At 71.2% G+C, this 13,361-nt stretch carries 12 protein-coding genes; 7 read left to right on the plus strand and 5 right to left on the minus strand.

From position 1 onward, the window contains the following. Window positions 1-21 precede the first annotated feature (21 nt). The gene (locus tag ACZ4IF_RS34860; RefSeq protein ID WP_467570232.1) at window positions 22-1,251 is read left to right on the plus strand and encodes a geranylgeranyl reductase family protein; all 1,230 of its coding nucleotides are present in this window, start codon (window positions 22-24) and stop codon (window positions 1,249-1,251) included. A 264-nt stretch (window positions 1,252-1,515) separates the two neighbouring features. On the opposite strand, the gene ACZ4IF_RS34865 is transcribed toward ACZ4IF_RS34860, so the two are convergent. After that, the gene (locus tag ACZ4IF_RS34865; protein ID WP_359496295.1) at window positions 1,516-1,965 is read right to left on the minus strand and encodes a nitroreductase family deazaflavin-dependent oxidoreductase; all 450 of its coding nucleotides are present in this window, start codon (window positions 1,963-1,965) and stop codon (window positions 1,516-1,518) included. A gap of 249 nt (window positions 1,966-2,214) precedes the next feature. On the opposite strand from ACZ4IF_RS34865, the gene ACZ4IF_RS34870 reads away from it, so the two are divergent. The 3 genes from ACZ4IF_RS34870 to ACZ4IF_RS34880 all read left to right on the plus strand — a co-directional run bounded on the left by ACZ4IF_RS34870 (window position 2,215) and on the right by ACZ4IF_RS34880 (window position 4,973). After that, complete coding sequence (locus tag ACZ4IF_RS34870) at window positions 2,215-2,928, plus strand: TetR/AcrR family transcriptional regulator (protein ID WP_467570235.1); 714 nt, start codon at window positions 2,215-2,217, stop codon at window positions 2,926-2,928. A 138-nt stretch (window positions 2,929-3,066) separates the two neighbouring features. After that, window positions 3,067-4,311 (plus strand): sensor histidine kinase, encoded by a 1,245-nt coding sequence (locus ACZ4IF_RS34875; RefSeq protein ID WP_467570559.1) that lies wholly within the window; start codon window positions 3,067-3,069, stop codon window positions 4,309-4,311. After that, entirely contained in the window at window positions 4,308-4,973 is a 666-nt protein-coding gene (locus tag ACZ4IF_RS34880) for a response regulator (protein ID WP_467570238.1), read from the plus strand. Before ACZ4IF_RS34875 ends, ACZ4IF_RS34880 begins: the two co-directional genes overlap by 4 nt. On the opposite strand, the gene ACZ4IF_RS34885 is transcribed toward ACZ4IF_RS34880, so the two are convergent. Then, window positions 4,934-5,287: a DUF6332 family protein gene (locus tag ACZ4IF_RS34885; protein WP_467570241.1), complete on the minus strand. Its 354-nt coding sequence runs from the start codon at window positions 5,285-5,287 to the stop codon at window positions 4,934-4,936. The genes ACZ4IF_RS34880 and ACZ4IF_RS34885 overlap by 40 nt on opposite strands. A gap of 74 nt (window positions 5,288-5,361) precedes the next feature. Next, on the minus strand, window positions 5,362-6,843 hold the full coding sequence (locus ACZ4IF_RS34890; protein ID WP_432187598.1) for an MFS transporter: 1,482 nt from the start codon (window positions 6,841-6,843) through the stop codon (window positions 5,362-5,364). Between the two features lie 85 nt (window positions 6,844-6,928). On the opposite strand from ACZ4IF_RS34890, the gene ACZ4IF_RS34895 reads away from it, so the two are divergent. After that, on the plus strand, window positions 6,929-7,342 hold the full coding sequence (locus tag ACZ4IF_RS34895; RefSeq protein WP_467570244.1) for a MarR family winged helix-turn-helix transcriptional regulator: 414 nt from the start codon (window positions 6,929-6,931) through the stop codon (window positions 7,340-7,342). 52 nt (window positions 7,343-7,394) lie between these two features. On the opposite strand, the gene ACZ4IF_RS34900 is transcribed toward ACZ4IF_RS34895, so the two are convergent. Further along, window positions 7,395-8,135, minus strand: coding sequence for a maleylpyruvate isomerase family mycothiol-dependent enzyme (locus ACZ4IF_RS34900; protein WP_467570246.1), 741 nt, complete (start codon window positions 8,133-8,135; stop codon window positions 7,395-7,397). Window positions 8,136-8,257: 122 nt separating this feature from the next. Continuing rightward, window positions 8,258-9,457: an MFS transporter gene (locus ACZ4IF_RS34905; RefSeq protein ID WP_467570248.1), complete on the minus strand. Its 1,200-nt coding sequence runs from the start codon at window positions 9,455-9,457 to the stop codon at window positions 8,258-8,260. Window positions 9,458-10,119: 662 nt separating this feature from the next. Here ACZ4IF_RS34905 and ACZ4IF_RS34910 point away from each other — a divergent pair. After that, a complete protein-coding gene (locus tag ACZ4IF_RS34910; RefSeq protein WP_467570251.1) occupies window positions 10,120-11,235 on the plus strand; it encodes a GNAT family N-acetyltransferase in 1,116 nt (371 codons plus the stop codon). Window positions 11,236-11,731: 496 nt separating this feature from the next. After that, complete coding sequence (locus ACZ4IF_RS34915) at window positions 11,732-13,177, plus strand: glyceraldehyde-3-phosphate dehydrogenase (protein WP_467570254.1); 1,446 nt, start codon at window positions 11,732-11,734, stop codon at window positions 13,175-13,177. The last annotated feature ends 184 nt before the right edge of the window (window positions 13,178-13,361 follow it).

Here is a 13,361-nt window from a genome sequence, read left to right on the forward strand (position 1 = left end):
GACTGGGAGCAGTAGACCATCGTGAGCAGCGAGAACACTTCGGCGGACGACGGGCAGCGGGTGTGGGACGTCGTCGTGGTCGGCGCGGGCCCCGCAGGGGCATCGGCCGCCTACGCGGCAGCGGTCGCGGGACGCAGTGTCCTGCTGCTGGAGAAAGCGGAGCTGCCCCGCTACAAGACGTGCGGCGGCGGCATCATCGGCCCGTCGCGCGACGCGCTGCCGCCCGGCTTCGAGTTGCCGTTCCGGGACCGGGTGCACGCGGTCACGTTCTCGCTGGACGGCAGGTTCACCCGCACCCGGCGTTCCAAGCAGATGCTGTTCGGGCTGATCAACCGGCCGGAGTTCGACCAGCAGCTCGTCGAGCACGCCCAGAAGGCGGGCGCCGAGCTGCGTACCGGCGTCACGGTCTCCCGTGTCGAGCAGCACGGCTCGGCCGTCCCCGACCGCCGCACCGTCGCCGTCGTGCTCCAGGGCGGCGAGACGGTACTGGCGCGGGCGGTCGTCGGCGCCGACGGCAGCGCCAGCCGCATAGGAGCCCATGTCGGCGTGAAGCTCGACCAGGTCGACCTCGGCCTGGAGGCGGAGATCCCGGTCCCGGAGACCGTCGCCGAGGACTGGCAGGGCAGGGTCCTCATCGACTGGGGCCCCATGCCCGGCAGTTACGGATGGGTGTTCCCCAAGGGGGACACGCTCACCGTCGGGGTGATCTCCGCGCGCGGCGAAGGCGCCGCCACCAAGCGCTACTTGGAGGACTTCGTCGCCCGCCTCGGCCTCGCGGGCTTCGAACCGGCGGTCTCCTCGGGTCATCTCACGCGCTGCCGCGCCGACGACTCCCCGCTGTCGCGCGGCAGGGTCCTGGTGTGCGGGGACGCGGCCGGGCTGCTCGAACCGTGGACGCGTGAGGGCATCTCCTTCGCGCTGCGCTCCGGGCGGCTCGCGGGGGAGTGGGCGGTACGGATCGCCGAGGCGCACGACGCGGTGGACGCGCGGCGCCAGGCACTCAACTACGCCTTCGCCATCAAGGCGGGCCTCGGCGTCGAGATGAGCGTCGGCAAGCGCATGCTCAACGCCTTCGAACGCCGCCCCGGTCTGTTCCACGCGGCGCTCACGACCGTCCGGCCCGCGTGGAGGGCCTTCACCGGGATCACCCGCGGGTCGACCTCGCTCGGCGAGCTGGTGCGCACCCATCCGATGGCCGGGCGCGCGCTGACGGCGTTCGACCGCGGAGCGGCGGGCGCGGTCGAGGGCTGAGTGCCGGCATGGACGGGTCGAGCGCCGGGCATGGGCCGGGCTGAGTGTCGGCGCCGGCAACCGGTGAGTTCGAGGCGCCGGCACAGCTCGGCATGAGGATCGGGGCCGGTACGGGGGTCGGTACGCCCTGGACGCCAGGGCGCGCAGGCCTCTTGAAGACCGGGTGCGGCGGACGGCTCGGTGTCCGCCCCTGGCCGACGTGCCCGTGGCCGAATCCGTGGTGAGCCGCTGCCTGCCCGCGGCCGTGCGGTCGCGTGCCCGGAATCAGCCGGTGACCGTGACGCGGAAGACCGGGTGGTCCGGGGCGATGCGCAGCAGTTCCTCGTGGGACGAGTCGGGGCCGACACCGTTGAAGAAGACGCCGACCTCCGCCTTCCAGCGCTTGAGGTAGGCGCGCAGCAGCGGGACCTTGTCCGCGTCGGCGACCTCGGTCGCCGTGAACACGTCCACGTTCTTGCCGAGCCGCAGCTCGCCGCCGCCCGCCGCCCGCATGTTGTGCGTCCACTGGACATGACCGCGCGGGGCCACCAGGTACTGCTCCCCGTCCACGACGAGCAGATTGACCGGAGTCGTCCGCCACTCGCCGCTCTTGCGGCCACGCACGGCCAGCACGCGGGAGCCCCAGACGCTGAGCCCGCGACGGGTGATCCAGGCGACCGCGCGGTTGAAGACGTTCACGGTGAACCAGCCGGGCTTCTGGACGTGAGTGGACATGACGACCCCCATCGATCGAGAGAGCGACGCTCTCTTTTGTGAGCACTGCTCTCGCTCGAGAGCAGTCTGCTCCAGATCGGTGCGCCAATGCAAGAGCGGTGCTCTCTTTTTGGAGCACCGATCTTCAATCGGGGCGTCGACCCGGCTTGGAAGCAACGCTCCGGTTTCGGATCGGTGCTCTCTTTTGTGTGCGGTGCTCTGCGAACGTGTCAGACTGCCTGGCATGAGTACCGCACGAGGGGCGCGAGTATGAGTACGGCACGAGGGGCGCGAGCCCGCGCCAGGATCGAGGTCACCGCGGCCATCAAGGACGAGGCGCGCAGACAGCTCGCCGCGGACGGTGCCGACAGGCTCTCGCTGCGGGCCGTGGCCCGCGAACTCGGCATGGTCTCGTCCGCGCTGTACCGCTACTTCCCCAGCCGCGACGACCTGCTGACGGCACTCATCATCGACGCGTACGACTCGCTCGGCGAGGCCGCGGAGGCGGCGCACGCCGAGGTGGCCGGGGCGGCCCCCCGGGAGCGCTGGATCACGGTCTGCGCGGCGGTGCGTCGCTGGGCGCTGGAGCATCCGCAGGAGTACACGCTGATCTATGGCTCGCCGGTGCCTGGTTACAGCGCGCCGGAGACGACCATCCCGGCCGCTGCCCGGGTGGGGCTGCTCCTGATCTCCATCGTCAGGGACGCTCACCAGGACGAGGGGGTGGCCCGCACGCCGCTGCCCGCCGAGCTGAAGCCGGAGGCGCGGCGCATGGCCGACGAGCTCGCGCCGGACCTCCCGCCCGAGACGGTGACGACGCTCGTGGCCGCGTGGGCACAGCTGTACGGTCTGATCGGTTTCGAGCTGTTCGGGCAGTTCCACCGGGTCGTCGAGGACCGGGAGGCGTTCTTCCGGCACGCGGCGGGGCGACTGGCCCACGAAGTCGGCCTGGTGTTCCCGCGGGCGGCCGGTCCCGCGGAGTAGTCGGGCGGACCGGTCGGGCGGACCGGTCGGGCTGGTCGGCCCCGGTGCGCAGTGCGCCCCGGTACTCCCCGGGGAGTACGCCTGATCACCTCGCCCGGCGGACGCGGTCGCCGTCCGGGGAGGTCTAGCGTGACCGTCATGGAAGAGCAGCGCACCCCCAGGTTCCCGGCGTGGGGAGGGCCGCACCTGTGGTGGCGGCACGGGCCGCCCGGGTGGAGCCGCTGGGGCGACCCGGAGCGTGCCGCTCGCCTGCCCTGGCGGTCCACGCTCGCGCTGACGGTCTTCGTCCTCATCGGCTCGAACGTCGCGGCCCACTCCCAGACCGGCGATCGCGTCCAACTCGACCTCCTCGGACGGGCGCTGTTGCTCATGGCCTGTGCGCTGCTGCTGTGGCGGCAGCGGTGGCCGGTGCTCGTCGCGTTCGGCACGGCGGGCGCGGCGCTGGTGTATCTCGGCGCCGGATACCCGTACGGGCCCGTCTTCCTCACCGTCGCGCTGGGCTGCTTCAGCGCGGTCGTCAGCGGGCACCGCCGGGCGGCCTGGACGGCGGTCGGCATGCTCTGGGCCGGGCACGTACTGGTGGGGCACTGGCTGTACCGGTGGCTGCCGCCCGGCACGGACGGGCCGGCGTCCTGGGGGCAGGAGATCGTGACCGCCACCTGGATCGTGGCGATCGTCGCACTGTCGGAACTGGTCCGGGTGCGTCGGGAGCAGTGGGCCCGTGACCGGGCCGAACGGGCGCAGGCCGCGCGGCGGCGTGCCGACGAGGAGCGGCTGCGGATCGCGCGTGAGCTCCACGACGTGCTGGCGCACAGCATTTCGGTGATCAACGTCCAGGCCGGCGTCGGCCTCGCACTGCTCGACTCCGACCCGGAACAGGCGCGTACGGCGCTGACGACCATCAAGGCCGCCAGCAAGGAGGCGCTCGGCGAGGTCCGGCAGGTGCTCGACACACTGCGCGCCCCGGGGGAGGCGCCGCGTGCCCCCGCACCGGGACTGGACCGCCTCCCCGAACTGGTCGAGCAGGCGGCGGGTGCGGGCCTCATGGTGGAGGTCGAGGGCGCGGACGCGGTGCCGAAGCTGCCGCCCGGGATCGACCTGGCGGCGTTCCGCATCGTCCAGGAGGCGCTCACCAACGTCGTACGGCATTCGGGCTCGCGGCGTGCGCGGGTGCGGCTCGATCATGGGGAGAGTGCGCTGCGTCTGCGGATCGACGACGACGGACCGGCCACCGGCGCCGACGCGGGCGGAAGCGGTAACGGCCTGGTCGGAATGCGGGAGCGGGCCGCGGCCCTGGGTGGCACGATCGAGGCGGGCCCGCGTGGGGACGGGGGCTTCCGTGTGCTGGCCGTACTGCCGTCGAAGGTCGAGGAGGACCGGTGATCCGCGTACTGCTCGCCGACGACCAGTCACTGGTGAGGGCGGGGTTCAAGGCGTTGCTCGACGCGCAGCCGGACATCGAGGTGGCCGGTGAGGCGGCCGACGGCGAGGAGGCGCTGCGCAAGGTGCGCGAACTGCGGCCGGACGTCGTCCTGATGGACATCCGGATGCCGCTGCTGGACGGTCTCGCCGCGACGCGCCGTGTCACCGACGACGCGGATCTGAGGGACGTCAAGGTGGTCATGCTCACCACGTTCGAGCTGGACGAGTACGTCTTCGAGGCGATTCGCTCGGGCGCCTCCGGCTTCCTCGTCAAGGACACCGAGCCGGAGGAACTCCTGCGCGCCGTACGGGCGGTGGTCGAAGGCGACGCCCTGCTGTCACCGGGGGTGACGCGGCGGCTGATCTCCGAGTTCGCGGCTCGTTCCAAGGAGCCGGCGGCGGCGGAGTCCCTGGCCGAACTCACCGAGCGGGAGAGGGAGGTGATGGCTCTGGTCGGCATCGGGCTCTCGAACGACGAGATCGCCCGCCGTCTGGTCGTCAGCCCGCTGACCGCGAAGACTCATGTGAGTCGCACGATGGTGAAGCTGGGGGCCAGGGACCGGGCCCAACTGGTCGTTCTCGCCTATGAATCGGGGCTGGTGCGGCCCGGCTGGCTGGGCTGATCGGCGGTCTCGCGTCCGAAGCGGACCAGCACGGTGACCACCCGTACGGCGAAGACGAGGACGGCCGTGCCGACTCCCGTCATGACGAGTGCCCGCACGGCGGTGTCCGACAGGTCGAGGAAGAGCGCGGGGCCGGCCACCGTCCCGAAGGCGACGGCCGCCACGAACGCCGCGCTGAGCAGCGCGTATCCGATCTCCACAGTGATCGCGTCCCGCTGCGCCTGGGTGCGCCGCTCGGCCGTGGAGCCGTCGGTGTGCGTGCCTTCCGCGCCGGGGCCGCGTGAACGCCCAGGTGATCCCCCGTGGTTCTCCATCCGGCGAGTGAAACAGGTGTGCGTCCGGCGGGGCAAGGGGCCCCGCCGGACGCACATCGTGGGGAGGCGTCCCCCTAGTCGCGGAGCGCCACGGGCTCCTTCTCCGCCTCCCTCTCAGGGGACTTGGCGACCAGGACCGAGTGTCCGGTGCGCCGTGTCCGCAGCCCGGGCAGGGTGATCAGCAGGCCCGCCACCGCGATGCCCGTCACCACGATCAGGCCGGGCCGGTAGCTGTCGAGGACGGCCTGGGGCGAGGCGCCCTCGGACGAGTTCGCGGTCACGACCGCGGTGACGACGGCCAGGAAGATCGCGCCGCCGACCTGCACCGAGGTGTTGAGCAGACCCGAGACCATGCCCTGCTCGTGGTCCTCCACACCGTTGGTGGCCTGGATGTTGAGCGAGGGGAAGACCAGCGCGCAGGCCGCGCCGATCAGCAGCATGGTCGGCAGGATGGCCGCCGCGTACGCCGGGTCGAGGTCGACGCGCAGGAAGAGCGCGTAGCCGGCGACCATCAGGGCGAAGCCCGTCGCGATGAGCCGCGGTGTGCCGAACCGGTCGACGACGGCGCCCACCTTCGTGGAGGACAGCGCCACCAGCGCGCCGGCGGGCAGGAAGGCGAGTGCCGTGTGCAGGGCGGACCAGCCCAGCAGCGACTGCATGTAGAGGGTCACCAGGAACTGGAATCCGACGTACGAGCCGAAGAAGGCCATCGCGCCGAGCTGGGCCCGGATCTGGCTGCCCGAGCGCAGCACGCCGAGCCGGATCAGCGGGCTCGGGCTGCGTCGCTCGACGGCCACGAAGACGGTGAGGAGGACGGCGACCGCGGCGAAGGAGAGCAGGGTGCGGGCCGAGCCCCAGCCCGCTTCGGGGGCCTGGACCACGGTGAAGACGAGCAGCAGCATCGCGCCGGTGCCGATGATGGCGCCGGGTATGTCGTACCCGCGGTGGTCCTTCTCGCGCTCGCTGCGCGGGATGAGCTTCAGTCCGGCGAGCAGGGCGATGACGGCGATGGGTGCGGGCAGCAGCATGGTCAGCCGCCAGCTCGCCTCGGTGAGCAGGCCGGACAGGACGAGGCCCATGGAGAAACCGGTGGCCGCGCAGGTGGTGTAGATGGAGAGCGCGCGGTTGCGGAGCGGGCCCTCGGCGAATGTGGTGGTGATGATCGACAGGCCGGCCGGGGCGGTGAACGCCGCGCTGAGGCCCTTGATGAAGCGGCTGGCGATGAGCAGCGGGCCCGAGTCGACGAGGCCGCCGAGCAGGGAGGCGAGCGCGAAGACCGCGAGAGCGACCAGGAAGACCTGGCGCCGGCCCAGCAGGTCGGCGGTGCGTCCGCCGAGGAGGAGCAGTCCGCCGTATCCCAGGATGTAGCCGCTGACGATCCATTGGAGCGTCGAGGTGGAAAGGTCGAGTTCGGAACCGATGGACGGCAGGGCGACGCCGACCATCGACACGTCCAGCGCGTCCAGGAACATCGCGGCGCAGAGCACCAGCAGGGTGCCCCACAGCCGAGGGGTCCAGCGTCCCTGTGACGCGGAGTGGGTGAGCGGAGAGGTCATGCGGTCGAGACTACATGCACATGCATTGAATGCAAATGCATTTAATTCCGATGCAACAAAGCGGATTCTTTGCTACGGTGCGGCCATGGCGGCGAAGAAGGCCGAGCAAGGGCTCGTCAACCAGTGGCGCGACATCCTCGCGGTGCATGCCCGCACCCTGTGCGAACTGGACCGCGAACTGCATCGACACGGCCTGGGCGCCAGCGACTTCGAGGTGCTGGACGTCCTCGCCGAGGGCGCGGCTTCCGACGGCGGCGCCTCCTACCGCGTCCAGGAGATCTCCGAGCGCGTCCACCTGAGCCAGAGCGCTCTGTCCCGGCTCATCGGCCGCCTGGAGAAGGACGGTCTCGTCACGCGGGGGATGTGCGCGGAGGACCGCAGGGGCGTCCGTGTGTGCCTGACGCCGAAGGGGCGCGCCCTGCACGGTGAGGTCCTTCCCGTGCAGCGCGCGGTGCTGACCCGGATGCTGGCCGGTGGCGCGCCCTCCGGCTGCGAGTGACCGGACCCGGCGCCCGGGGCCGTGGTGCAGCCGTCGCGGCTCCGGGCGATCTTCAGCTCCAGGTGATCGCGGACTTCTCCCGCCACGTTTCGGCCGTCGAGGCGTCGCCGGTCATGCCCGGGAACGGCAGGCGGTTCCACAGGGACAGGTAGAGCTCGTCGACGGGACCGGTCAGCTCGCAGTCCGCCGCTCCTCGCTCCTCCCGCTCGCAGACCGGCGGCTCCTGCGAGAGCCGTAGGGTCCAGACCGCGTCCGGGACGTCCGTCGCGCGCACCCGCAGGACGCGCGGCTCCGGTGTCCGCACCTTGCTCCGCGTCCGGCCGTGGAAGCCGCGCAGCAGCTCGTCGATGCCGTCCACCGCGAACTCCGCCGCGACGGCGCTCCGTTGCGGGCCGAGTGCCGACTCGGCGTCGACCCGGTGCACCGTCGTCTCGTGGGCCTGCCGCCGCGCCCAGAAGGCGAGCGGCGAAGCGGCCGGCAGAAAGCTCCAGCACTGTACGTCCGGCGTGGCGCCCGCCAAGGTGCCGACGAGCCGTCGGTGTCCGTCCCTGAACCAGCTCAGGAGTTCGTCGCCGTCGAGATCCGGAAGGCCGCCGTCGGGGTGGTACGAGGTGTGCCCCTCGGCGACGAACGAGGTCGCCCACCGGTGCACCATGCCCGTGTGCCGCACCAGGTCCCGTACCTGCCAGCCGGGGCAGGTCGCGACCTTGGCGTCGGTCCCCGCCTCCTCCGCGGCCGCGGCCAGCAGCCGGCCCTCACGGTCCAGGGTCTCCACGAACTCCGGAATCTCCATGCGGCGAGTCTGCCCGATGGTCCGCGGCCGAAGACAGGCGGCACGGTGGTGCGGCCCGGTGCGCACCGGGCGTTCGCACGGCGTCGGCGTCGCCCTCGCCGGGCGTCCGTGTGGTGCCCGCGTCAGCCCACCGCCGCCCGCCGGGTCGCGCATCCGATGACGGCGGCCACGGCAGCCAGCGCCGCCACACTCGTCAGGGCGGTGGGCAGTGAGTACCAGTCGGCCATGAACCCGATCGCGGGCGGTCCGAGGAGCATGCCGCCGTAGCCGAGCGTGGACGCGACGGCGACGCCGCTCGGTCCGGCGAGCGCCCCCGCACGTTCCACGGCGACCGGGAAGATGTTGGCGAGCCCGAGCCCGGTGACGGCGAAGCCGAGGAGGGCCGCCCAGACCGAAGGGGCGAGCGAACCCAGCACCATGCCGAGCGCCGCCGTGGTGCCGCCGGCGACGAGGGTGCGGGTCCGCCCCAGGCGTTCCAGGAGGGTCGTGCCACTCAGCCGCCCGATCGTCATGGCGAGGGCGAAGCAGGAGTAGCCGGCCGCCGCGACGCCCGGGTGCGCGTCCAGGTCCTGTTCCAGGTGCAGCGCCCCCCAGTCCGCGAGGGCGCCTTCTCCGTACGCGGTGCACAGGGCGATCAGACCGCAGACGATCACCAGCAGGCGGACGCGGCCGTCCATGGTCCGACCCGCGTCCGCGTCCCGGTCCTCGCGATCGGGTGGCGTCGGCACCTCCTGGCGGAGCAGGGTCCGTCCGGCGAGCGCCGTGACGAGCAGGCCGATCAGACTGAGACCGAACAGATGGCGAGTGGCGGACAACTGGCCGGCGACCAGACCGCCGAGTCCCGCCCCGATCATCCCGCCGAGGCTGAACGCCGCGTGGAAGCTCGGCATCACCGGGCGGCGCAGAGCGGCCACCAGGTCGACGGCCGCACTGTTCATGGCGACGTTGATCCCGCCGTAGGCGGCACCGAAGACCAGCAGTACGGCGGCCAGCGCTCCCGCGGAGTGCGTCAGCGGAGGCAGCGTGACGCTGAGCGACAGCAGGACTCCGCACACCACGGTCATCGGATGGCTGCCGAAACGGCGGCACAGCCGTCCGGTGAGCATCATCGTGATCACGGCGCCCGCGGACACACCGAGCAGGGCGAGGCCCAGGGTGCTCGCCGAGGCGCCGGTCCGTTCCTTGACGGCGGGGATGCGGACGACCCATCCGGCGAAGACGAAGCCGTCCAGGGCGAAGAAGGTGGTGAGGGCGATACGGAGCCGGGTGAGGTCGTGACCTGGCGGGATGTGGGAGGTGAGGGGTTTGTTTATCAGCGGCACAAAATCAGGCTAGGCGGGAGGGCCGGGAGTGGCAAGAGAGTTGACGGCTGAACGATCGCGGGGCGGCGGTCGGGTGGACGCCCGGACGGCCGTGTGTCGCGGCCCCCTTCTGTTCCCGTGACTCCGTCGCGCCCTGTTTCTGTGACTCCGTCGCGCGGCTCCGGCCGCCTCGTCGCGCGGACGGACGGGTGGGCGTGCTCACCCGCGTCCGGTCCGCTGTCCGGCTGCCGAGGCGTCGAACCGGTGTGGCCGGTGAGCCTCCGGTGGCGGAGCGCGGCCATGGTGGCGAGCGGGACGTATGGGGTGACATCCCGGGTCTTCGGAAGGCGTGAAAACCCGGGATGTGCGGGTCGGGCGGCCCTGAGCGGACCGGTCCGCCCGATCCGCCGACTTCCGTTGCGGTAGGTGCCCTTGACAGCGTGCGTACTGTTTCGCGACGTTTGAGCCCTGCCGAACCGTTCAGGTCTCGGCCGCCGGTCGAGTGGGGAGCGTGTACACGGCGGGGATCGGCAGATACCAAGGAATGGCAGCACGCGGACAGCGCGTCATGGGGGGAGAGCGGTCGTCCATGCGTTCCATGAACAGTGATCCACACGCCTCACCGGCCTGCGCCGCAACCGGTACGTCCCTCGCGGAGCCTCTGGAAGGGCGGTTGATCTGAGGTGGACACAACGATCCACGGACTCGACGAACTCGGTGCCTCGCTGTCCAAGGCGTGGCATCAGGCCATGGACGAGTCGCCCGTGTACGCCAACCCGTTCCTGGCGCCGGAGTTCGCGATCGGGGTCGGCAGGCACCGCTCGGGGACGCAGGTGGCGGTCCTGTGGGAGGACGGGGAGGCCGTGGGCTTCCTCCCGTACGAGCGCAACGTCTTCGGCGTCGGCCGGGCCGTCGGTCTTGGGCTCTCCGACTGCCAGGCCCTCGTGCACCGCCCCGGTGTCACCTGGAACGCTCAGGAACTGCTGCGGGCCTGCGGTCTGTCCATCCTCGAATTCGATCATCTCGTCGAGGAGCAGAAGCCTTTCGCCAAGCACGTCACGGGGACCTTCGCCTCGCCGGTGATCGACCTGGAGCGCAGCGACGGCGACTACGCGCGCTGGCTGCGCGCCACCTACCCGGGGCTGGCCAAGACGACACTGAAGAAGGAACGCCGGATCGGGCGCGACGCAGGCGAACTGCGGTTCGTCTTCGACGAGCGCGACCCGCGGATGCTGCGCCGACTCATGGAGTGGAAGTCCGCGCAGTACCGCAGGACGGGCCGGATGGACCGGTTCGCGCGACCGTGGATCGTCGAGCTGGTGGACCACCTTTTCGATGTCCGCGAAGAGCATTTCACCGGCGTGCTGTCCGTGCTGTACGCGGGGGACCGGCCGGTGGCCGCTCACTTCGGACCGAGGTCGCGGACCGTGCTCGCGGCGTGGTTCACCGCCTACGACCCCGACTTCCACTACTACTCACCCGGGTTGATCATGCATCTGCGGACCGCGGAGGCGGCCGGCCGCGACGGGGTGCGGATCATGGACCTGGGGCGTGGTGACAAGGAGTACAAGGACTGGCTCAAGACCCGCGAACTGCGTGTGGGCGAAGGCTTCGCGGCCCGTCCCCATCCGGTGGCGGCGGCGCACAGAATGTGGCGCAGACCGGTGCGCGGTCTGCGCAACACGGTCCTGGCGCATCCCGCGCTCAGGGAGAGGGCCGACCGTCTGCTGAAGACGGCCGGCTCGATGCGTACGCCGCGTCGGCAGGGTTCCGGCGGAGCGGGGGCGCGGTCGCGCTGAGCGGGCCGCCTCCCTGTGAGGGGCCCGCGCGCGGGGCGAGTGCCCGGTGCCGGCCGCGTCTCCGCGGATGCGCCCATGGGTTCGCGGGCGGGTCGAGTGTGCGAGCGCCGGCTGAGTCGTCCGCGGTCCCGCCGATGGGGTCGCGCGCGGGCTGAGCGGTCGTGCGCCGACCGCGAGGTCTGTGTCCCTGTCGGGGCGCGGGGCCGAGTCGTCCGTGCGCCGACCGCGTCGCTGTCACGGGCGCGTTGCGAGAGCGGGGCGCCCACGGCAGGTGGGCCACGCCATCCCGACGTCCCGTCACGGCATGCCTCCTGATCCCGGACGGTCCGCGGCGGCAACGCGGTCGTGAACCGCGCGCTTCCCCTGGCCTGGCGTGCCGGTATGTACGGATATAGGCGAATAGTGCACTGCGACGATGCCTCAAGTGATCCTGCCCGCGGAGTCAAAAGAGGGTCGGGTTAGCATATGAGCACCGCCTAGCTCGAAAGATAAACCTGTGACTGTCAATGACGACTCGTTCACCAACTGGAAGAACCGCGAGGAGATCGCGGAGTCGATGATCCCGATGATCGGGAAGCTGCACCGGGAGCGTGACGTCACGGTCCTGCTGCACAGCCGGTCGTTGGTGAACAAGTCGGTGGTCAGCATCCTGAAGACCCACCGATTCGCACGGCAGATTGCCGGTGAGGAACTCTCGGTCACCGAAACCCTGCCTTTCCTGCAAGCTCTCACCACGCTCGATCTCGGCCCCTCCCAGATCGACATCGGCATGCTCGCCGCGACGTACAAGGCCGACGACCGCGGTCTGTCGGTGGCCGACTTCACCGCCGAGGCCGTCGCCGGTGCCATCGGTGAGAACAAGCTCGACCGCTCCACCGGCCGTGACGTCGTGCTCTACGGCTTCGGCCGCATCGGCCGCCTCGTCGCCCGTCTGCTGATCGAGAAGGCCGGTTCCGGCAACGGCCTGCGTCTGCGCGCCATCGTCGTCCGCGGCGGCGGTGACCAGGACCTCGTCAAGCGCGCCTCGCTGCTGCGCCGCGACTCGATCCACGGTCAGTTCAACGGCACGATCACGGTCGACGAGCCGAACAGCACGATCGTCGCCAACGGCAACGCGATCCGGGTGATCTACGCCAACGACCCGTCGGACGTCGACTACACGGCGTACGGGATCAAGGACGCCATCCTCATCGACAACACCGGCAAGTGGCGCGACCGCGAGGGTCTCTCCAAGCACCTGCGCCCCGGTATCGACAAGGTCGTGCTGACCGCTCCGGGCAAGGGCGACGTCCCGAACATCGTCCACGGCGTCAACCACGACATGGTGAAGCCGGACGAGCGCATCCTGTCCTGCGCCTCCTGCACCACCAACGCCATCGTCCCGCCGCTGAAGGCCATGGATGACGAGTACGGCGTCCTGCGCGGCCACGTGGAGACCGTCCACTCGTTCACCAACGACCAGAACCTGCTGGACAATTACCACAAGGCCGACCGTCGCGGCCGCTCGGCGCCGCTCAACATGGTGATCACCGAGACCGGTGCCGCCTCCGCCGTGGCGAAGGCGCTGCCCGACCTCAAGGCGCCGATCACCGGCAGCTCGATCCGCGTCCCGGTGCCGGACGTCTCGATCGCGATCCTCAGCCTGCGGCTCGGCCGCGAGACCAGCCGCGAAGAGGTCCTCGACTACCTCCGCAACGTCTCGCTGCACTCGCCGCTGAAGCGGCAGATCGACTTCACCACCGCCCCCGACGCCGTCTCCATGGACTTCGTCGGCTCGCGCCACGCGTCGATCGTGGACGCCGGCGCCACCAAGGTCGACGGTGACAACGCGATCCTCTACCTCTGGTACGACAACGAGTTCGGCTACTCCTGCCAGGTCATCCGCGTCGTCCAGCACGTCTCCGGGGTGGAGTACCCGACCTACCCGGCCCCGGTGGCCTGACGCGTAGGTCTCCGACAGACACCCGAAACGTTTTGGACAACCCTGGAGACCAGGGAGGTCCACCGGGTCCTCGCGACGGGCGGGGGGGGCGGGGGGGGGGGGGGGCGCCCCCCGCGGGCGGGGGGGCCCCCCCCCCCCCCCCCCCGGGGGGGGGGGGGGGGGGCCGGGCGCGCGCCGGGGGGCC

The sequence above is a fragment of the Streptomyces sp. NPDC025784 genome (assembly GCF_055558435.1).

What these genes read in the sequence shown, in the direction of transcription:
- ACZ4IF_RS34865 (WP_359496295.1), bottom strand. Translation starts at nt 1,965, where the DNA reads ATGTCCACTCACGTCCAGAAGCCCGGCTGGTTCACCGTGAACGTCTTC.
- ACZ4IF_RS34870 (WP_467570235.1), top strand. Translation starts at nt 2,215, where the DNA reads ATGAGTACGGCACGAGGGGCGCGAGCCCGCGCCAGGATCGAGGTCACC.
- ACZ4IF_RS34875 (WP_467570559.1), top strand. Translation starts at nt 3,067, where the DNA reads ATGGAAGAGCAGCGCACCCCCAGGTTCCCGGCGTGGGGAGGGCCGCAC.
- ACZ4IF_RS34885 (WP_467570241.1), bottom strand. Translation starts at nt 5,287, where the DNA reads ATGGAGAACCACGGGGGATCACCTGGGCGTTCACGCGGCCCCGGCGCG.
- ACZ4IF_RS34890 (WP_432187598.1), bottom strand. Translation starts at nt 6,843, where the DNA reads ATGACCTCTCCGCTCACCCACTCCGCGTCACAGGGACGCTGGACCCCT.
- ACZ4IF_RS34895 (WP_467570244.1), top strand. Translation starts at nt 6,929, where the DNA reads ATGGCGGCGAAGAAGGCCGAGCAAGGGCTCGTCAACCAGTGGCGCGAC.
- ACZ4IF_RS34900 (WP_467570246.1), bottom strand. Translation starts at nt 8,135, where the DNA reads ATGGAGATTCCGGAGTTCGTGGAGACCCTGGACCGTGAGGGCCGGCTG.